This window comes from Enterococcus sp. AZ040, from assembly GCF_050499185.1.
Taxonomy (GTDB): Bacteria; Bacillota; Bacilli; order Lactobacillales; family Enterococcaceae; genus Enterococcus_D; species Enterococcus_D entomosocium.
On the sequence record NZ_JBMHEW010000001.1, the window covers coordinates 1,967,712 to 1,988,469 of the forward strand.

Annotated in this window: 15 protein-coding genes; 3 read left to right on the top strand and 12 right to left on the bottom strand. The window is 41.7% G+C overall.

The genetic code is table 11. The features are described 5' to 3' along the window. The 4 genes from IGK63_RS09135 to trxB all read right to left on the bottom strand — a co-directional run bounded on the left by IGK63_RS09135 (position 1) and on the right by trxB (position 4,715). Positions 1–1,251, bottom strand: a complete 1,251-nt coding sequence (locus IGK63_RS09135) for a homoserine dehydrogenase (RefSeq protein WP_016612216.1) — start codon at positions 1,249–1,251, stop codon at positions 1–3. Between the two features lie 116 nt (positions 1,252–1,367). Next, positions 1,368–1,661, bottom strand: a complete 294-nt coding sequence (locus IGK63_RS09140; protein ID WP_005235473.1) for an ArsR/SmtB family transcription factor — start codon at positions 1,659–1,661, stop codon at positions 1,368–1,370. 246 nt (positions 1,662–1,907) lie between these two features. Beyond that, complete coding sequence (locus IGK63_RS09145) at positions 1,908–3,635, bottom strand: phospho-sugar mutase (RefSeq protein WP_429972481.1); 1,728 nt, start codon at positions 3,633–3,635, stop codon at positions 1,908–1,910. A 147-nt stretch (positions 3,636–3,782) separates the two neighbouring features. Beyond that, positions 3,783–4,715 carry a thioredoxin-disulfide reductase gene (trxB, locus tag IGK63_RS09150; RefSeq protein ID WP_008378419.1) on the bottom strand — a complete coding sequence of 311 codons (933 nt, stop codon included), beginning with the start codon at positions 4,713–4,715 and terminating at the stop codon, positions 3,783–3,785. Between the two features lie 185 nt (positions 4,716–4,900). Here trxB and IGK63_RS09155 point away from each other — a divergent pair, with 185 nt between their 5' ends. Together IGK63_RS09155 and IGK63_RS09160 are read left to right on the top strand one after the other, a co-directional pair. Then, a complete protein-coding gene (locus IGK63_RS09155) occupies positions 4,901–6,286 on the top strand; it encodes an MATE family efflux transporter (RefSeq protein ID WP_429972482.1) in 1,386 nt (461 codons plus the stop codon). Positions 6,287–6,439: 153 nt separating this feature from the next. After that, positions 6,440–6,910, top strand: a complete 471-nt coding sequence (locus tag IGK63_RS09160) for a glutathione peroxidase (RefSeq protein ID WP_008378422.1) — start codon at positions 6,440–6,442, stop codon at positions 6,908–6,910. A gap of 231 nt (positions 6,911–7,141) precedes the next feature. Here the strand turns inward: IGK63_RS09160 and IGK63_RS09165 are convergent, their stop codons facing one another. After that, positions 7,142–8,575 (bottom strand): 6-phospho-beta-glucosidase, encoded by a 1,434-nt coding sequence (locus tag IGK63_RS09165; protein ID WP_016612219.1) that lies wholly within the window; start codon positions 8,573–8,575, stop codon positions 7,142–7,144. A 20-nt stretch (positions 8,576–8,595) separates the two neighbouring features. Beyond that, complete coding sequence (locus tag IGK63_RS09170; RefSeq protein WP_008378426.1) at positions 8,596–9,987, bottom strand: 6-phospho-beta-glucosidase; 1,392 nt, start codon at positions 9,985–9,987, stop codon at positions 8,596–8,598. Positions 9,988–10,247: 260 nt separating this feature from the next. On the opposite strand from IGK63_RS09170, the gene IGK63_RS09175 reads away from it, so the two are divergent. After that, a complete protein-coding gene (locus IGK63_RS09175) occupies positions 10,248–11,168 on the top strand; it encodes a MurR/RpiR family transcriptional regulator (protein ID WP_005235454.1) in 921 nt (306 codons plus the stop codon). 76 nt (positions 11,169–11,244) lie between these two features. Here IGK63_RS09175 and IGK63_RS09180 read toward each other — a convergent pair whose 3' ends face one another. The 6 genes from IGK63_RS09180 to IGK63_RS09205 all read right to left on the bottom strand — a co-directional run bounded on the left by IGK63_RS09180 (position 11,245) and on the right by IGK63_RS09205 (position 20,152). Continuing rightward, positions 11,245–13,164, bottom strand: a complete 1,920-nt coding sequence (locus tag IGK63_RS09180) for a beta-glucoside-specific PTS transporter subunit IIABC (protein WP_005235453.1) — start codon at positions 13,162–13,164, stop codon at positions 11,245–11,247. A 197-nt stretch (positions 13,165–13,361) separates the two neighbouring features. Continuing rightward, positions 13,362–14,204, bottom strand: coding sequence for a BglG family transcription antiterminator LicT (licT, locus tag IGK63_RS09185; protein WP_005235451.1), 843 nt, complete (start codon positions 14,202–14,204; stop codon positions 13,362–13,364). Between the two features lie 414 nt (positions 14,205–14,618). Further along, positions 14,619–15,728, bottom strand: coding sequence for a LacI family DNA-binding transcriptional regulator (locus IGK63_RS09190; RefSeq protein WP_005235448.1), 1,110 nt, complete (start codon positions 15,726–15,728; stop codon positions 14,619–14,621). Positions 15,729–15,876: 148 nt separating this feature from the next. After that, on the bottom strand, positions 15,877–16,611 hold the full coding sequence (locus tag IGK63_RS09195) for a hypothetical protein (protein WP_016612221.1): 735 nt from the start codon (positions 16,609–16,611) through the stop codon (positions 15,877–15,879). Continuing rightward, positions 16,608–18,737 (bottom strand): hydantoinase/oxoprolinase family protein, encoded by a 2,130-nt coding sequence (locus IGK63_RS09200; protein ID WP_016612222.1) that lies wholly within the window; start codon positions 18,735–18,737, stop codon positions 16,608–16,610. The genes IGK63_RS09195 and IGK63_RS09200 overlap by 4 nt, the downstream gene beginning before the upstream one ends. A gap of 62 nt (positions 18,738–18,799) precedes the next feature. Then, complete coding sequence (locus IGK63_RS09205; protein ID WP_008378434.1) at positions 18,800–20,152, bottom strand: SLC13 family permease; 1,353 nt, start codon at positions 20,150–20,152, stop codon at positions 18,800–18,802. Positions 20,153–20,758 lie beyond the last annotated feature (606 nt).

A 20,758-nucleotide genomic window follows, 5' to 3' on the forward strand; every position in this document is an offset into this window, starting at 1 on the left:
TTATTCCTCCATCACTTTCATTATTTGCACGTTTTGCGTATTCGCGTATGCCTTGAGTGCTACTGTTAGTTCCTTTTCACTGATTGGCTTCGTGATTCCAGCTATTCGTTGGCTTGCTTCATCAAATGCTGTGTGCTTTGATTCAAACCATTCTGGGAAAGAAGCTGCATTAAGGTCTTTACTTGAAAAGGAAACATAGTGTTGCACAGGAACTTCTTGTACCGAAGCCAATGCAGTTTCTTTTTCAAAGGTTAAAAAAGGTTCAACGATCCCGAATGTTTTGTTTTTAGCCAATACCGTCAAATCGGCAACCACACTAGTGGCTGTCGGACGCGATCCAGCCCCTGGTCCATAAACCATCGACTGATCAATTCCGTCGCTTTTGATAAAAATACCATTGAACTCATTTTGGATCGTCGCCAAGGCGTGGTTTTTGGGTACTAACACCGGTCCAACCGATACAGTAAGGGAACCGTCATCAGTCTTTTGAGCTGCGCCAATCAATTTCACTTCATAGCCAAAAGCTTGTGCCTGCTTAATATCTTCTACAGCTAATCCGCGAATACCTTTTGTTGCAACATCAGCAACGTCGATTGTTTTCCCAAAAGCAAATTTGGTCAGGATCACCATTTTATAAGCCGCATCGATACCGTCAACATCATTGGTAGGATCTGATTCGGCAAAACCTTTTACTTGAGCTTGTGACAACGCATCTTCATAGGTCATGCCATCTTCCGTCATTTTCGTCAGCATATAATTGGTCGTCCCATTGACGATGCCAAAAATTCCTGTGATGGTATCAGGTAGATAGTGGGTGCTCAATGTGCGCAAAATCGGAATTCCTCCCCCCACACTGGCTTCATAATAAAGAGAAACACCGGCTTTTTCAGCAATTGCCAGCAGTTCAGGTCCATGGGTGGCAATCAAATCTTTATTTGCCGTCACAACATGCTTTTTATTTTCTAAAGCAGCTGAAATAAACGCTTTTGCCGGATCGATCTTCCCGATCAATTCCACAATTACGTCGATGGTCTCATCTTCAAACAACTCATTTGCCTCATTCGTCAAAGCAAACCCATACTTAGCTGCTAACGCAGACTTATCCTCATAAGGCGAAGCTAATGCTTTCGTGATTTGCACACTGACTCCTGTGCGTGTCAGAATGGCTTCTTTTTGCTCTGCCAACACTTGGCATACCCCGCTGCCAACAACACCCATTCCTAATAATCCAATGTTCAATTGCTTACCCATAATGCCCCCTAACTGAAAACGTTATTAAAAACCGTTCATCTAATTTTAATATTTCCACTAGCATACCAAAAACAATAAGAAAAAACTAGGACTTTTGAGAAATTCTCGCCCTAGTTTTAACGGTGATGGATATGTTCGAATGTTTTTTGCAAAATATCCACAACATGTTTGTCATCAAGACTATAAAGGATGGTTTTTCCTTGTCTTTCCGACTTTACGATCCGATTATCTTTCAATAGTTTCAACTGATGAGAGACTGCTGATTGTTCCATATGTACTTGTTCCGCGATTGAAGTGACATTGCGTTCACCCTCTTGAAGGGACAACAAAATTTTTAATCTGGTCGGATCACTAAGCATCTTAAAAATCTGCGTTACTTGCTGAATTTCCTCTAATTTAGGCGGAGTCATCGCGCCACATCCTCTCTTATTTCCTTTTGCATTTTAGCCCTTGATAGACGGCTTGTCAATCAGCGGCCGCCAAACAAGGAGAAGTAATTAGATAAAAGACAAGAATAGATCCAAGTGTCAGAAAATTCCCTTTAGAAGCTTAGGTCCCTCAACAACTGTTCGTTGGCGAAACAAATGCTTCTTTTTCTACCACTCGGATCATTCAGTCAAATTGCAATTTTTTGATTATGAAGGCAGCAGATGACTTTATTCACCTGTGATTTCTTCAATCGCTGCTTGCAGATCAGCAATTTTTTGTTCTGCTGCTTCTGCCGTTTCGCCTTTTACACCAATATAAAACTTGATTTTCGGTTCGGTCCCAGAAGGACGAACCGCAATCCAGCTTTCATCTTCCAAGGTGTATTTCACAACATCAGAAGGCGGTGTGGTCATTTTTTGTTGGTGACCATCTAAGCCCACACGAGTCAACAGTTTAAAGTCTTCTGTTTGTACGACAGGGGTTCCTGCGAAGACAGAAGGTGCTTTTTCACGGAAAGTCTTCATCAAGGCAGCAATCTTAGTTGCCCCTTCCATGCCGCTCATCGTTACAGAAATCGTTTTTTCTGCATAATAACCGTACTCTTCAAAAATATCTTGCAGACCGTCATACAATGTTTTGTTTGATTGTTTGTAAAAAGCAGCCACTTCTGCTAATAAAACGAGCGCTTGGATCGCGTCCTTGTCCCGTACGAATGGTTTTACTAAGTAGCCATAGCTTTCTTCAAAGCCAAACATAAAGGTTTGAGAATGGTCTTTTTCAAATTTTTGGATTTTTTCGGCAATAAATTTAAAGCCGGTCAATACGTTGATCATATCCACATCGTAGGATTTAGCGATCGCTGTTGGCAATTCACTAGAAACGATCGATTTTAAGACTGCTGCATTTTCTGGCAATGTCCCAGCTGTTTTATGGGCTTCTAAAATGTAACGGATCATCAATGCGCCTAACTGGTTACCTGTCAACACTTGGTAGTTGCCATCTGGCATTCTTACTGCAGCTCCTAAGCGATCGGCATCTGGATCTGTTGCGATCAACAGGTCAGCACCTTCTTTTTCTCCTAAAGCAATCGCATATTCAAAGGCAGAGTGCTCTTCTGGATTCGGTGATTTTACTGTACTGAAATTTGGATCAGCAACCGCTTGAGAAGGTTCAATAATGAATTGTTGGAAACCAGCTTGTTTCAACGCTTTCTCCCCAAGCATCCGCCCTGTTCCGTGAAGTGGTGTATAGACAAGTTTCAAATCTTTGCCCACCGTATCGATCAATTCTTGATCGATCGTGACTTCTTTGATCTCTTTCAGATAGGCAGTATCGATTTCTTCGCCAATAATAGAGATCAAGCCGCTGTTTTTGGCTTCTTCTTCACTTAAAACAGGGATCTCTAACGGATTTTCAATTTCCCGAACGAATTTTGTCAATGCATCCGCATCTGCTGGTGGCATTTGTCCACCATCTTCCCCATATACTTTGTAGCCATTGTATTCGGCTGGATTGTGAGAAGCTGTGATCATGATTCCAGTAAAGGTTTTTAAGTAACGCACAGCAAAAGATAATTCTGGCGTCGGACGTAAGCTTTCAAAGACGAAGGCTGGAATATCGTGTTTTGCCAATGTTTTTGCCGCTTCCATCGCGAACTCAGGTGAAAAATGACGGGAATCATAGGCGATCGCTACGCCACGACGTCTTGTTTCAGGATCTTGTGTATCCATAAAGCGAGCCAATCCTTCGGTTGCTTGACGAATCGTATAAATGTTCATCCGATTGATACCAGGTCCTAAAATTCCTCGCATACCGGCAGTCCCAAATTCCAAAGGCATATAAAAAGCGTCTTCTAACATCGCAGGATCTGCTTCTAATGCGGTCAATTGTTCTTTTAATTGTGGATCTAAGTGTTCACTGTTTTTCCATTGATTAAATGTTTGTTCCCATGCCATAAAATAACCTCTCCTTTTTCCGTTAAAATGCTCTAAAATTAGTATAACACTACTTACAGATTTCTCAAAGAATAACCAAATGAAAAATAAAAACAGCTGCTATCAAAAGTGATTGACACTTTAAAAATAACAGCTGATTCCATTAAACTATTTCGTTAATTGAGCATCCTTTTGTGTTTCAATAAAATCAAACACTTGTTGACCAGCAATACTGCCATCGCCGACTGCCGTCGTGATTTGACGCAAGCCTTTTTCACGAACATCGCCAACCGCGTAAACACCAGGAATTGAAGTTTCCATCTGCTCATTGGTTAAAATCCAGCCAGCATCATTCGTGATACCGCTGGCTTTGAATGGTTCTGTCAACGGATCTAAACCAACATAGATAAAGACACCGCCAGCAGCTTCTTCTGTCACTTCATCCGTTTTTACGTTTCTGATTTGCACGCCAGTCACGACCATCTCATTGCCTTTGATTTCTTCAACAACAGAATCCCAAATAAAAGAGATTTTCTCGTTGGCAAATGCGCGGTCTTGAATGATTTTTTGTGCTCGTAATTCGTCACGACGGTGAACGATCGTTACTTCGGAAGCAAATTGTGTTAAGTAGATAGCTTCTTCGACTGCCGAGTCGCCTCCGCCAACAACAATCAAGCGTTTGTTACGGAAAAAGGCACCGTCACAAACCGCACAGTATGAAACACCGCGTCCCGCGAATTCTTCTTCGCCTTTGACGCCTAACTTTCTATGTACGCATCCTGTGGCAATGATGATTGTTTTCCCTTGATAAGTTTTGTCTTCGGTGGCAACTTCTTTGAATTCACCTTGATCCGTGATGCTCTGAACGATCCCATAGGCATTTTCAACACCAAATTTAATGGCACCTTCATACATTTTAAATGCTAATTCAGGGCCTAAGATTGATTCGTATCCTGGGTAGTTTTCAACTTCAGCCGTATTGTTCATTTGACCGCCAGGTGCGCCTCGTTCAATCATTAGTACTGATAAATTCGATCTTGACGCATAAAGCGCTGCTGTCATCCCCGCAGGGCCTGCGCCGATGATAATTACATCATACATATATTTCCCTCCAATTTGGACTACCCATACTTTACTTTCAAAAGCAAATTCTTTCAACTCATCTGCTTACAAAAAATAATAAGATATTCCTGCTTTTACTTTTGAAAATTACATTGACTTTCTTTTCAATTTTTGTAAAATTTTCACGATACGTCTATTATATAGAAAATAAGGAGTCCTTACAATTGAATAAGAAAAAACTTTTAGGAAAATCAGACCGTGAACTGCTTTTCCTCAGCTGGCCGATTTTTGTTGAGCTATTTTTGCGGGTCGTTATTGGGAATGTCAACGTTTGGATGATTTCTCATTACTCCGAGCCAGCAGTAGCGGCCGTCAGTGCTGCCAATCAACTATTGAATTTAACGGTCTTTATATACGGTTTCATCACCGTGGGTACTCAGATCATTATCGCACAACTGATTGGTGCGAAAAAACGCGACCAGATACCGAAAGTCATCAATATCGCTCTCTTTGGCTCATTGTTCATCGGTATTTTGATCAGCTTAATGTTCCTTTTCGGCTCAACCTATCTCCTTCGTTTCATGGGATTGGATGCTGAATTAGTTGCTTTAGGTCATGGATACTTACAAGTGTATGGAGGAAGTCTGTTCCTTTCATCGATCACGGCGGTCATAATTGCTGTCATGCGTAGCCACAGTTTCACAAAACCTGCATTATTGGTGCCGATGTTTGCTAGTATCCTAGCCGTCATTGGGAATTACTTTGTCTTATATAGCCCCTTTGGTTTACCGAATTTCGGTGTGACCGGATTGGCATTTTCTAGCGTCTTTGGTAATTCGATCGGTTTAGTAATTGCCGCAATGTTGCTGAAGAAGCATGTGAATTTTTCTGTTTTATCTGCCCGTTTCTCGAATGTCTCTTGGGGTGTGATGAAAAACATTTTGACTTACGGATTGCCTTCTTCTGGCGAGTCTCTTTCCTATCAAGGAGCGCAAGTCGTAGTGACGATGATCGTGGCTCAACTTGGTGCCAGCGTCTTGATTGCAAAATCTTACGTAACAGCTATCACCCAATTTGTTTATTTGATTGCCTCCGCATTGAGTCAAGGGAATCAAATCATGATTGGCCGCAATGTCGGTGCTGGAGAATACGATCGCGCGCATCAGCGAGGCATGCGCACGATGGTGATCGGGATCATTGCCTCGGTAACGATCTGTTTATTGACTTACTTGTTTATTGAGCCAATCATGGGAATCTTTACCACCAACGCGGAAGTGATCGAGATTGCCAAAGGTGTCTTTTTGGTAGAGATCGTTTTAGAAACGGCGCGTGCAGTCAATATGATCCTTGTGGGTTCCTTAAATGCAAGTGGCGATGTGAAGTTCCCATTGATCTGTAGTCTAGTTGTTCTATGGGTCATCAGCTTACCGTTTTCCTATTCACTGGCGATCGTCTTTAAATTCGGCTTGATCGGCGTTTGGATCGCTTATGCCATTGACGAAGCATTGCGCAGCGTCTTAATGATTTATCGTTGGCACTCCGGTGTATGGAAAACTAAATCTGTCGTTCATCCACAAGAAACAGAACCCGAAGTATTGCCAGAAGCATAATTAAAGTCCAGCGGTCTCGGTGACTGCTGGACTTTTTTGTTTTCCATAAAAAATAAAATGCGCCAAGAAGTTTGCTTGGTTTTTTTGAAGACTTTGCTCTATACTTGTCTCAGAAGCTATCGACTACGATTTACATTAAAAGGAGCGTTTGCTATGTCAATCTATGACTACCAAGCAACATTGGAAAATGGCGAAACTTATTCGCTAGCAAAATACGAAGGTCAACCGCTAGTGATCGTCAATACAGCTACGAAGTGTGGTTTGAGCCCGCAGTTCAAAGAATTACAAGGTCTTTATGAAACTTATAAAGACCAAGGATTGGTCGTTTTAGGGTTTCCTTCTGATCAGTTCAAACAAGAAGTCGGGTCAGCCGAAGAAGCCGCAGCCTCTTGCCGAACCACCTATGGTGTCGACTTTCCGATGCACAAGTTAACAGTGATCAATGGAAAAGACGCGGATCCCTTGTTTCGCTATTTGGAAGAAGAAGCACCTGGCACGCTAGGAAAAGCCATTAAATGGAATTTCACGAAATTCTTGGTGGATCGCCAAGGTAAAGTCGTTGAGCGTTTCGCTCCCCAGACAAATCCTCAAAAAATGATTCCAGAAATTGAAAAAGTTCTTTAAAAAACAGAGAAAGGCGATTTTGAGGACAAAACATGTCATCCTTAAGGTCACCTTTTTGTGATTGCTACAACATAAACATTATACAACAATCACATTGGCGCTTGTCAAAATATCTGAATGTCTATTTCTTCTTAAAGAAACCATTCGTTACAAAGATTTCAAAAAGACTTTAAAAAAACTGCAGTTGATCCCCTTTGATTTCTCAACGGGATCAACTGCAGCTTCTTTTGATTAGTTATTCGATAAATCTTCACCATTTGAAGCAATCACTTGTTTGTACCAATCAAATGATTTTTTCTTTGTTCGTTTCAAGGTGCCGTTTCCTTCATTGTCACGGTCCACATAAATGAAACCATAGCGTTTTTTCATTTCACCTGTTCCAGCTGAAACTAAATCGATACAACCCCAAGTCGTGTAACCCAATAAGTCGACACCATCTTGTTCAACCGCATCTTTCATTGCTTGGATATGCTCTGCCAAATATTGGATGCGGTAATCATCTTCCACATAGCCATCTACATCTGGTGTATCCACAGCGCCTAGACCATTTTCAACGATAAACAATGGTTTTTGGTAACGGTCATAAATGTCATTCATTGTAATCCGCAAACCAAGTGGATCAATTTGCCAACCCCACTCACTTGCTTCCAAGTATGGGTTTTTCACAGAGGCAAAAATATTGCCAGCCGTTTGTTCTAACAATTCAGCGTCCGTTGTTGATACGCGTGAAGAATAGTAAGAGAAAGAAATAAAGTCTACGGTGTGAGCTTTCAACAGCTCAAGGTCGCCTTCTTCCATTTTGATTTCGATCCCATTGCGTTCCATTTCTTTCAGCGCATATTGTGGATATTCCCCACGTGATTGAACATCAATAAAGAAATAGTTTTCGCGATCTGCTTTGCGTGATTCCCAGACATCTTCTGGTTTGCTTGTATATGGATAGTACGCGCCAGCAGCCAGCATACAACCTACTTTGTTTTCAGGATCAACTTCGTGAGCGATTTTCGTTGCGATTGCGGATGCCAACAACTCGTGATGAGCCGCTTGATATTTCACTTGCTCAACGTTATCGCCTTCTTCAAAATAAAGTCCCGCTCCCATAAATGGCGCATGTAGAATCATGTTGATTTCGTTGAAGGTCAACCAGTATTTTACTAATCCTTTGTAGCGGTTGAAAATCACGTTACACAAGTTTTCATAGAATCCGACTAATTCACGAGAACGCCATGCTCCGTATTTTTCAACTAAATGCATTGGGCAATCAAAGTGAGTGATCGTTACTAATGGTTCGATCCCATATTTGTGGCATTCTTTGAAAAGATCTTCATAGAACTTCAAGCCGTCTTCATTTGGTTCTGTTTCATCCCCTTTAGGGAAAATCCGACTCCAAGCGATCGACAAACGGTAGGTTTTAAAGCCCATTTCGCCAAATAGCGCGATGTCTTCTTTGTAGCGATGATACATATCGATCGCTTCTTTTGCTGGGTAGAAATGTTCGTCATCAAAATCGAACATTTTCATTTGACCAGTAATGACTGGAAAACGATCTTTGCCGATCGGTACCACGTCAACGTTTGCCAAGCCGCGTCCTCCTTCTTGGTAGCCTCCTTCACATTGATTGGCAGCTGTTGCGCCGCCCCATAAAAAGTCTTTTCTAAATGCCATGTTTCTTTCCTACTTTCTCTTTATTTAACTAGTTCGCGATCAAGTTCGCGGGCTACTTCATCTTGTACTTCTACGCCTTCTTTTTCAAGACGTGCGATCGTTTCCTTAAATTTAGGCAAGTGATCTTTGTGGGCAATAAACAGTTCGTCCATGACACGTTTTGCCGTATCACCTGATGGAACCAATGGGTTGATGGTGAAGGCTTGTAATGCGATATTGTAATCCCCAGTCACTGCTGCTTCGATCGTTAATAATTCCATTGCTTTCATTACCTGTAACCAACCTTTTTCAGCTGTCGGTAACTCACCAAAGGCAACATTTCTAGCACCTTGTCCGCCAACGTAAGCTGTTACTTCAACTACGCAATCGGCAGGAAGATCTGGAACGGCGCCTTCATTTTTTGTTGAAACAACGATTTGGGTATTTTTATTGGCATAAATGGAAGCAATCGTTTCACACGCTGCATCTGAGTAATACGCACCACCACGTTTTTGCAGCTGTTCAGGTTTATGATCCAATTCAGGGTCTTTGTACAACTCAAACAATTCGGCTTCGGTTTGTTTCACTTGCTGTGCACGGGTCCCAACAGTCTTGTATTCTTCGATCGCATGATTCAGCATTTCTTCTTGACGATAGTAGTAACGATGATAACCGCAAGGGATCATCTTCATTTGTTCTAGCTGTTCTTTGTAAAATGGAATATCAAAGATATTCTTCGGTAAGCCATTGTCTTCTTCATACATTTTATCAATAATATCCATCGTTACATCGTTGCCGTGTGAATCAGCAACTTTGTGCCAATGGAAGTGATTCAATCCTGCAAATTTGTAGATCAATTCGTCCGGTTCTTTACCGATCAAGGCTGGCTCAATCATGGTTGCCATGACTGGCACATTACACAACCCGATCACTTTGTCCCATTTTCCGTAACGCACGATTGCTTCAGTCACCATGCCGCTTGGATTCGCAAAATTGATCAACCAAGCATCCGGACATAAACGTTTCATGTCTTCAACAATTTCAAGAATGATTGGAACCGTACGGAACGCTTTGAACATTCCGCCAGGGCCGTTGGTTTCTTGACCAATCATGCCATAATAAGCAGGAATTCGTTCATCTTTAATGCGGGCATTCAGCAACCCTACTCGAAATTGGGTCGTAACGAAATCAGCATCTTTTAGCGCTTCTTCTCGATCCAATGTCATGTGGATTTTTACATCGTAGGGTGACGCATCCCACATCCGTTGTGCCATCGCACCAACGATTGCTAATTTTTCTTTTCCTGCTTCGATATCTACTAGCCAAATTTCACGAATCGGCAATTCTTCATAGCGTTTGATAAAGCCTTCCATTAACTCCGGGGTATAGCTGCTGCCGCCACCAATGGTTGCAATTTTAATTCCTTTTGTCATTGTATTGCTCCTTTGCTATTTTATTTACATTCTTATTATCATTCATAAAAACATTTGATTCAATGTAAATAGCATATTTAGAAAAAGCGTTTGCAAATCTCGCTTCTTCTTGCAGATGTTTTGTAAAAAAGATTTACAAAGAGCATCAAATAAGGAATAATTAGGATGTAAACGATTCGCTAGGTACTGAATAAAAACGAATTTTTGTAAAAACCATTTACAAATAATCATAAAAAAATGTAAAAAGGAGCATATATACCATGTTGTTACAAGAAAAAATGCGCCAAATCAAACTAGCACCAGCGGAACGATCGTTGATCGATTATTTATTAGCCAACCCGACTGCGATGGCGGATCAAACCATTAAGGAATTGTCAGAAAAGACCTACGTTCATCCTTCTACTTTTATTCGGATTGCCAAAAAATTAGGCTTCAATGGTTGGCTCGACTTAAAAACGGCCTTTGTGGAAGAGCAAACTTATATGAGCAGCCATTTTACAGATGTAGATGCGAACTTCCCTTTTTCCTCCCATGACGGCATTATGACCATCGCCAAAAAGTTGGCAAAGCTTGAACAAACAACGATTGAAGATACGCTTTCCTTGATCCATCATGATGAATTACAAAAAGCGAAACAATCGTTGCTCAACGCCAACCATATCAAGATCTTCGCCAGTAATGCCAATACCTTGATTTCTCAAGACTTTGTTTTGAAGATGCGGCGTTTAGGAAAAAACATTCACGTCTGCGACACCTTCGGCGAGAGTGCTTACGAGGCATCTAACTGTACCTCCGATACGACCGCGATCTTGATTTCTTACACCGGTGAAAACAAAATGGTCAAAGAAATCGGTAAGATCCTTGCCGAGCGGCAGGTTTCCATCATTGGCATGACGAGTATCGGGGAGAACTCCTTGGCGAAATTAAGTAATTGTGTTTTGAATATCACGACAAGAGAACGGCTCTACTCAAAGATCGCCAACTTTACGATCAATACGTCCGTTTGCTACTTGCTGGATTTGTTGTACGCAGTCGTCTTTTCGGAGCATTATGAAAAAAACTTGCAGCATTTGATCGATATTGGCATGGCTTATGACAAGCGCCCTACATCATCGACGATAATCGCTGAGCCAACCTACGATAAAAATCTTCATTATAAAGACTCACTGTTTCCCAATTAAATGACTGACAAAAAGCGATCGCTTCACATGGGCGATCGCTTTTAACCTTACGTAGAACTTGTTAGAAAGTTTTTGGCTAAACTAAAGCCGTGATCAAATCATCGGAACAGCCTACCTCACGTTTGTCTGACTCGATGATATCCAAATAATCGGCGGAGTTGGTGACTAACACTGGGGTCTCAATATTAAATCCAGCTTTGATCAATGCATCCTTATCAAAGGTGATCAATTTTTGTCCGCGAGTCACCGTGTCTCCTTGCTTCACATGGGCTTCAAAGTATTCACCGTTTAATTGAACAGTATCTAAACCAATATGGATCAAAAGCTCTAAGCCGTTCTCAGAGATCAACCCAATGGCATGTTTGGTTGGGAACAAGGTCATTACTGTTCCGTCAAAAGGAGCCACAACTTCGCCTTTTGAGGGATGGATCAAGATGCCTTTTCCTAGAATCCCTTGTGCGAAGGCTTCATCTTTTGCACTGCTTAGTGGTGCGATCGTTCCTTCAACAGGGGAAGTGATTACTTCTTTCCGAACAGTCATCGCTGGTTGTCCTTCTGCGATTTCTTCTTCCACCGCATCATCTTTCCAGAAAGCCATCGTCAAACCAAAACCAATCGCTGCAGCGATCAAGATCCCGATGACCGAGAACCACATGCCACTGGCATCGCCTTCTGGAGTGATATAGTTAAAGATTCCAAAGACGCCTAAACCACCAGAGGTATAGCTCGTTGTGCCATTGATCATTAAGAAGGCACCTGCGACCGCCCCACCAATCATTGAGAAGAAAAACGGCATTTTTTTCGGTAACGTGATCCCATAAATTGCTGGTTCTGTTACACCAAAAAGTCCTGAGATAATGGCTGGTGGACATAGAGCTTTTAGTTTTTTGTCTTTAAGTTTAAAGTACATAGCCATCACTACCGCTGTTTGGGCAAAGCTGGCACCAAATGATGCTACCAAAATTTGACTGTAGCCGAGCTGTGTCACTTGCATAATGTGTAGTGGCACAACTGACCAATGCAAGCCGAAAATAACCAAGACTTGCCAGAAGAAGCCTAATAACAAACCATAAATCGCTGGAGAGAAGTCCATCAATGCTTCAAATCCTGAGCTTAAAAGATCCGTCAACATACTGATCACAGGTCCAATCACCAAAAAGCCAATTGGCAATGCAATCAATAAAACCAAGAAAGGCACTAAAAATGTTTGGACAACAGACGGAATGATTTTCTTCGCCAATTTTTGAACTTGTGCAGCGAATGCGATGATAAAGATTACTGGAACCACACTACTAGTATATGTCGCACCAACCCACGGAATCCCTAAGAAGGTTTCATACGCTGGCAAGCCTAATAAGCTATAAGGTGCAGCAGCTCCCTCGCCAGCACCGGCAACAAATGCCGCTTGCAAGGCTGATCCTTGAATCGTCGGATAGCAAAGCGCCGACCCGATCACGATTCCCACCATTGGATTTAAGCGGAATTTTTTTGCTGACGTATACCCTAAAATCACCGGCATAAACATGAAGATCGAATCACCGATCGCATTGAACATCACATAGGTACCAGTCGTTGTTGTATAATCGATCAAACCTGTTGTACCAATAAAAAGCAACAGTGCGTTTAGTCCTTTGATCATCCCAGCCGCACACAAAGCACCTAAGAAGGGTTGGAAGCAGCCGCTCAAAATATCGATCAAACGATCAAACAAGTTGCCACCTGAGGCTGTTTCTTCAGCATCACCACTGATTCCTGCAACATCGATCACTTCTGCATAGACATCTGGCACATGGTTTCCGATAACCACCTGGTATTGACCGCCACTCTTCATGACCGTCACGACACCTTCCATGTTCTTTAAGACTTCATCATTTGCGACGCCTTCATCCTTTAATTTAAAACGCAGGCGTGTGATACAATGCGTCAAGCTATTGATGTTCTCTTTCCCACCGACATTTGCGACAATTTTTTCTGCTAATTCACGATATTTACCCATTTTTGATTCCTCCAATTTTTTTGTATTGAAGGTTTAGCCAACTGAATGTCACTATCCAAAATGTTTCGTCTTTGATATGCTGCTTCTTAACTAGCGGTCCTAAAAATACGTTTTAATAAAAATCATTGCCAAAAAATTATTCTTTCTTCTATATCTTGCACTGAGTAAAACTCCTTCTCCTTTCTTCTTTATTTCAATCAACGATTTTTTTGCACAAGTCTGGCAATATGAATCGTTAAATACAAACTTTCGTCACTGGACATTTGATACTGATATTGATTTTCTAATAGTTCAGCGATTTTTTGTACGCATTGATACGCATTTCGGTACTTCACTTTGACCATAGCCAAAAGATCTTCATCGGTTTCATCCGTATGAGGGGTATGGTTTTGCATTCTTGAGACAAAAAATTTCAAATGCGTAGTGAAGCGATAAAAATAAACGGACTCTTCATCAAAGGTGGTTTTGAAAAAATATTTAACAATGTTAATGATGTCTTGCATCGTTTGGGTTAGCTCAGCAATATTGCCTTGGTCACCATTTTCGGTTTGCGCATTGACCAGATGCAGAGCAATAAAGCCAGCTTCATCATCTGGCAGCTGAATCCCGTAATGTTCTTTGATTTTTTCTACTGTTTTGCAGCCTATTTGGTACTCATCGGGGAAAAAACGCTTGATATCCCACAATAAGACATTTTTGACCGTCATTCCTTTTTTCGATCGTTCAATGGCACAGTGCATATGATCTGTCAGCGAGATGTAGATGGAATCATTGATGGGGGATGACAATTCTCGCCGAGCATACTCAATGATCTCATTGGATAATTCAAGATATTCCAGTGGTAAGTCAGCAAGCAGCTCTTGAAATTGAGATAAGATCGTCTGATTTTCTAAGCGATATACTTTATCGACCGTTTCTGAAGAAATGTCATCTCCCACTTTTTTCTTAAAGGCAATCCCCCGCCCCATAACAATAATCTCGTTTTGACTTTGATCGGTAGTGATCACAACATTATTGTTTAACACTTTACTGATTTTCATGTCCTACCCCCACTTACTTTATCATTGCGGATATGGTTCATTGCTTGTCTTTATTGTTTAGCCAACAGTCAACACAGAAAAAACCTCATGAAAGCAGCGCAAATACCGCAGCTTCATCAGGTTTAGCTTGTTAAAAATCAACAATCACTATCCATTAGAACCAGTTCTATTATCTTTATCATAGCAAAGGTAGAAAGCGCTGTCAATCGTTGTTCGTTATTTTTACTGACACCTAATACGAATCTATTGATCGTTTGTTGAAAACACGAGGGATCAATTTTTATTCGTTCTTATCTTAGATAAAGACAAAACCTTAACGAACGATAAAAAACCGCTCCCCAAAGACTTGACTGATCAGTCTAATGATGGGGAGTCGGCTATTATGTCATTTGCTTCTTGTTTTTTCAAAAAAAGCTAATCATCTTGTTTACGATAATTTTTTTTGATGTAAGGCTGGTTTTCTTGGTTCATACGGATAACGATTTTATCAAAACTATTGTCACTCACTTGTGTCGAACCACTCATTTTGATTTTTGGCTGTACTTCGATAACTTTTGGTTTATACTGCATTTTCCCTTTTGAGATCCGCTTGACTAAAAGTTCAGCAGCTTGCGAACCAATTTCATACGACGGTTTTTCAATCACAGACATTTCATGATGATAAAGTTTGTTCCAGCCTAAATCATCATAGCCCCCGATCGCAACGTCTTCTGGAATCCGCAAGCCCAAGCTATAGATCACATGGATCAATGCAAACATCAACTCACTGTTTTCAGCTAATATTGCTAAACGATAGCCTTGATTTTTTTTCAACAATTCGTTTAGTGATTCCTTACACGCGTCAAATGCCACTTGTGTTTCTTCGATCTCAAATGCTAGTTGCTCAGGATTTCTGACTGCGATTTTAGAACTTTCCAGAAAAAGAGCAAGTTTTTTCTTCCGACTAGGCGTTGTGAGCGGTGGTGTAAAGTAAGCGACTCGATCAAAGCCTTCTGAATAAATACGTTGAATCATCTCGGCCGTCGCTTTTTCATTATCAACGATGACTGTATCAATCATCAATTCTTCGATCGTGCAATCAGCCAGCACGATTTTGACCTTTTGCTCAGTCAAGCTTTTCACGAATGCTTCGTCCTGATTCGACGATAGAATAAGCCCTTCCACTTGACGGTCGATCAACGCTTGGATTTGATCCTGCTGAGAAATATTTTTTTGATCGGTTTCAACAAGAATCACCTGAAAAGATTTTCGTATACAATAATCATTGACGCCTCGAACTAAAGCTGCTACTTCCGGGATCATGATATTGCTGACAACGATGCCGATCAATCCCGTTTTATTGTTTTTCAACCCCTGTGCTAGCGCATTTGGACGGTATTCAAGCTCTGCGATCACTTCTTCGATGCGCTTTTTTGTCTCTGCTGACATAAATTCATATTTGCCATTCAAATATCTAGAAACGGTGGTTTTTGAAACATTTGCTTTTTCTGACACCATCTTAATGGTGATTTTCTCATTTGCCATTCAATCCACGCCTTGCTTTTTGCTGTTGGTCAATTATATCATGGAACCCTTGAAAAATGAACAAGGACCGATTTCGTTCGACACGGACTGTCCTATCTCAATAGTGACAGATCGTAAAGAAGCCGCTAAGTGAGCTATTTTCAAAGAACTAGCCCATTGCTTCAATGTGGCGCATTTCTTGCTGCACGACTTCATATATACTTTTTGAAAAGTCCACTTCCAACGGATAGGAAAGCAAAATATCTAATATTTGAGGCACAAAGTCTGCCTCACACAGTTCTTTTGCAAAAGCCATCGCAGCAATTTCCGAAGCACAACCAACCGTTGACCGGTGCTCGTAGGAAAAAAAGCGCCACAGTGGGATCGTTTTGGTGATATGGTACATCGTGGCACCATGTTGCTCTTCTAAATAGTGAAAAATTTCATGGGCGATCAAGATCCCTCGGACAACTTCTGGTTTAGGCAATATTTGCGAAGATTGAGTCAGCACAGTGTAGGCAGCAATGGGTTCAGTGATCAATTCAATGGAGCGCTCCATGACAAACTGCGCAAAGACCATGCGAAACTTCGTCGGTTTTCCAGATCTTTCCGTAATTGATAAACCAAGCTTATTCGCCAAGTACCAGGCACGATCTGCCTTTTCCTGTTTTTTCAAATCAAACTGGTCGAGCATTTTTTGCGCCCATGTTCTACCACATAAGATGGCTTCTTCAATGATTTCGTTTTTTTCCTCTTCCCTCACTTTATTACGTAGCATCTCGCGGGTAAACTCAAATACTCCCCAACTGAATTCGCTGATGGGCATGAGCTGTTCATACCACTTTTCTAATAATGCCAGATCAACCGTATGTTGCTGTTTTAAGAAAAACCTCTGCTTGATCATAGGGAGTTCGCCGCCAGAATCATCACTTCTTCATTAGAATCTAAAGTCGACATTTCGATATCGATCAACAACATCAATGCCTCCAAATCGTTTACTGAAAAATCCATCACCCGAGGTCCGGCACAAATATAGAAATCTGGACGCAAAATCACTTCTGTCTGATAGATCGCCAAATCATCCCATAGTTGCTCGACTGCTTGCACATAATTCTCCGCGGTGGTTTTGATGACCTTCCCTGAAGCTCGTTGTACTTTAATAAAGCCTTTTTTATCAAGGATTCGAATTGCCGGATTGTCTCCTGTAGAAACACGGGTTCCAAACACATAAAAATGCGAGCTTTTCTCTAAAAGATCAATTTCGTTAGTAGGTAGCCCTAAATCGCCCGCTGCTAATTCTTGGGCTTCCTCGACGGTTGCCTCTGCTAAAAGATCCGTCGTCTTGACTTCGGTGGAACCAGTTGCAATGGCTGTGACTTTAGACGTTTGAGGATCGATTTCGATAAAGACTTCCACACTTTCTGGGGTAGCCCCACTCTCAATGGCTTTATTGATAGCCTCTGTTTTGATTGATCGCAAGTCTTCTTTCGAAGGTGAAGGAATAATCCGTTCAACGACATCTCGTACCATCGCTAGGGCGACGCCAATAGAGGAAATCACTTCAGCATTCTCCGGAATCGAATATTTTACGCCCATTTTTTCTGACAAGTAGATAATTAATGACGAAGCGCCGCCACCAACTCCTACTAATGAAATCTGGCTTTTTTCTAGTTTGTATTTTTCTGCTAAAGCCAAAATGACTGGCTCTAATTTTGCGTAAGAACGCTCCATGATTTGAGTCGCGATATCTTCGATCGTCGTGCCACAATAATCCGCTAATACGCCCATCGCTTTTCGAGCCGCTTCGATATTCCCATAAGAGAAATGTTCCGGTTTGATCAAGCCCAACACGTTTGCTGCACATGAGTTGGTGATGGTTACCCGATCACCATTATCAAATTTGATTGCAACATAATCTGCAGGATCGCCTTCTTTCGGACTAAAGAATTCCACCGTTCCTCCTGTCCAGTTGATTGGATCAGAGTAAACTGCGTAGTCAAGACCGGCAATATGTGCAGAACGAGGTCCTACATCTACCACTCCATTAGCAGTTGCGCGAATCATGGACCCCCCTGCACAGCCCGTGATTCGTACATCCAAACTGGAAATGTATGTTTCATGTCCGCCAACGACAGAATAGTCGATCGCTGGCCGTCCGTTTTTAATGACACCGATATTGGTGGTTGTGCCGCCTACTTCAAAATACACGCCATTTGATGCTCGTAAATACATCAGTGAACCCATTACTGAAGCTGCCGGACCCGAGAGCATGGTCAGAACTGGCCGCTTTTTCATCTCAGCAATCTCCATAACCCCACCATCGCCTCTCATGATCATTAAGGGTACATCTACACCAGACTCCTTCACAGAGACTTCCGTGGAATTTGCGACAGATAACATTTTAGGTAAAATACTTGCATTGATAGTGGCAGTTCGTGTCCTTCTGGTCAATCCGTAAAGTTTCGTGATATCTGAAGCAACAGTACATGGAATTCCTTTTTCTGTACAAACTTCCATCACTAGATTCTCAGCATCATTATTATCTACACCAAAAGCCATACTAGCGACGATCACTTCTGATCCTTGCCTCACTAGATCATCGATCATTTCTTCAACACTCGCTTTATTCATTCCTTTGAGTTTTGAGAAGGCATTGATGATCTTAATGGATCGCTGATTCCCTAGAACGATATCGGCAATTTTTAATTGACGCTTTGCCAGAAATCCTTCGAAACCACCACGAGCCATACCGAAAACACCAATGTCAGCCACATCCCCTTCAATCAAAGCGTTCGTGGCTTGGGTGGTTGAATGAGCAACAAAAATCACACTTTTTGGGTCAATATCATTTTCTTTCATACAATTTTGAAAACTCTCGACAACGCCAGCAGCTACCCCCCGTTCATGATCATGAGTGGTCTTCACGCTGGATTTTCCTATGATCTCGTGAGTCAGATTATCGATAGCGACAGCTTTTGTATGGGTACCGCCTACATCGATCCCCATTCTAACTTTTCTTAATTCACTCATTTCCACTTTCCTCCTACATCCATAGTTGCATGATTTATTGATTAGCTACGTTCTTTCATCGACTAGTTATTCAACCCGAACAAAATGAGCGCAATGATACACAGGATCGCACTAGAAAGCCACCCAGCTGGTATCGAAAACTTCATGAAATCTTTAGAACCAACTTTATGATGTCCTAGACCCCATGCTACCCATGACTGAGTAATATCCAAATGCTGAGGAGCGATCGTGACCACAGCGAAAAGTGGAAAAATGAATGCCAGATCCCAATTTGTGGCAGCTAAGATCACTGCCGCTACTGCGCCTCCTGATCCGACTAAGTTCAAAGGACCGCGGAAGAAACCAAGGGGCGCTAAGATGGCAAATAAGATCGCAAGAGCCACGGTACTATGAGGAACTAGACCGCCAACGATTGGTTCAAAGAAAGGAACCGCTAGACTTGCAGCTGAATTAAACATAGCCAGTACTAATAAGAAACCTACCAGGGGCGCAACATCGACAGCACCATCTGCAAATTGTTTAGCTAACATGCGGCAAATATTCACGAAACCACCTTTTAATTTTCCGCAAGTCAGTAAGGCGTACAAAGCTGCGAGAATAAATGCTGGAATAATAGGAAATTCAGCAAACACAACGAGTAAGACTGGTGCGATCACAGCTACCCAAGAATACCAAGGAGCATCGCCTGAAGTTGCGCCAGGTGTGGAAGCCCACGCTTTGACTTTTGATGATTTCGCACGACTTAAAGCAATATTGGCAAAAACCAATGTCACAAGTAAGGAAACGACTAGTGCAATCATGCCGAATGTGAAATAATCGGAAAACCCATATTCCATCATGGATTGACTTCCGTCAGGTTGTAATGCCGCTAAAATACCTTGGTATTGCACAAAATTTGTTACATTGGCAAAAATTCCCGCCATGATGGAACCCATAAAAGCGAATAAAGCGATCGCTGTTGGAATACCCAACGCTTGCAAAATTGGCATAACGATCACTGCGATAGAGATTACAGGACCAATGCCCGTCATGGATGTGAAACATAAAGCAGTAACAGTACATAAAAGGGTCATGGTGATCCGTGGTTTATCCCCACCAAGCTCAACAACCTTGCGAATCAGCGTTGCTGCGATCCCTGTATCCATCAAAATCCGACCAAAGAAGGAACCGAAGAAAATATTGACCAGAATCGAACTAGCAAAACCGGCGGGTCCTGTTTGATAAATATTTGTGATCGTATCGACAAAATTCAAAGCTGTTAAATCCGGACTCAACGCATTGCCAATAAAAGCTAAAACGGTCCAAAGTGTTGCCATAACGAAGAAACCCACCATCAGGTTGAACCCTTTGACGCAGTACCAAACCATTCCTAAGAAAGAAACGATCATTAAAATACCAATTATAATTTCTACCATAAATTTTCCCTCATCTTTCCATTTGAACTTTTTTTGTTCATACATCGTGTTGCAAGTTTCTACGTTTGCTACTTCCCCTATTCTCGCTGAATGCGACCTTTATCATGAAATAATCGGCTAGACTTGTGACCATTTCCCACGTTTGCTTCCCTCCCCTTTTTTGTTAACCGTTTTAGTTAACCGGTTAACAAAAATTTTAAAAAAATAAAACAACGAATAATATCTCGTGTTTATCCACTATCTTTAAGCTTCCACTCGATTCTCCTTCGATCCCTTCTCGATGGGGAGCTGCCACTATTCAAATCAACCTCCATATTCCACTCTCGTCGGTTGGGCTCTTCGTAAAAGATAGGCTCAGGATGCTTGCCTTTTGATTAGAGCCGCTTCCCTCCTGTTTCTCCTCTATGATTCGATCCTCTTGTTTGCACAACATTTCACATAAGGCTCCTCTGACACTCGCCTGACCGAGCGTAATTACTAGTCTAAACCGAAAAGGATCCTAACCGATTAATCATTTGTTTGACTAGGTGCTAGTTGTTTTAATGTCTACATGATAGCAAAGGGTGAAAACGCTGTCAATCACAAATAGAAATTTTTGCTTCATTT

Coding starts and splice junctions, on each gene's coding strand:
- IGK63_RS09135 (WP_016612216.1), bottom strand. CDS start 1,251: ATGGGTAAGCAATTGAACATTGGATTATTAGGAATGGGTGTTGTTGGC.
- IGK63_RS09140 (WP_005235473.1), bottom strand. CDS start 1,661: ATGACTCCGCCTAAATTAGAGGAAATTCAGCAAGTAACGCAGATTTTT.
- IGK63_RS09145 (WP_429972481.1), bottom strand. CDS start 3,635: ATGGCATGGGAACAAACATTTAATCAATGGAAAAACAGTGAACACTTA.
- trxB (WP_008378419.1), bottom strand. CDS start 4,715: ATGTATGATGTAATTATCATCGGCGCAGGCCCTGCGGGGATGACAGCA.
- IGK63_RS09160 (WP_008378422.1), top strand. CDS start 6,440: ATGTCAATCTATGACTACCAAGCAACATTGGAAAATGGCGAAACTTAT.
- IGK63_RS09165 (WP_016612219.1), bottom strand. CDS start 8,575: ATGGCATTTAGAAAAGACTTTTTATGGGGCGGCGCAACAGCTGCCAAT.
- IGK63_RS09170 (WP_008378426.1), bottom strand. CDS start 9,987: ATGACAAAAGGAATTAAAATTGCAACCATTGGTGGCGGCAGCAGCTAT.
- IGK63_RS09175 (WP_005235454.1), top strand. CDS start 10,248: ATGTTGTTACAAGAAAAAATGCGCCAAATCAAACTAGCACCAGCGGAA.
- IGK63_RS09180 (WP_005235453.1), bottom strand. CDS start 13,164: ATGGGTAAATATCGTGAATTAGCAGAAAAAATTGTCGCAAATGTCGGT.
- licT (WP_005235451.1), bottom strand. CDS start 14,204: ATGAAAATCAGTAAAGTGTTAAACAATAATGTTGTGATCACTACCGAT.
- IGK63_RS09190 (WP_005235448.1), bottom strand. CDS start 15,728: ATGGCAAATGAGAAAATCACCATTAAGATGGTGTCAGAAAAAGCAAAT.
- IGK63_RS09195 (WP_016612221.1), bottom strand. CDS start 16,611: ATGATCAAGCAGAGGTTTTTCTTAAAACAGCAACATACGGTTGATCTG.
- IGK63_RS09200 (WP_016612222.1), bottom strand. CDS start 18,737: ATGAGTGAATTAAGAAAAGTTAGAATGGGGATCGATGTAGGCGGTACC.
- IGK63_RS09205 (WP_008378434.1), bottom strand. CDS start 20,152: ATGGTAGAAATTATAATTGGTATTTTAATGATCGTTTCTTTCTTAGGA.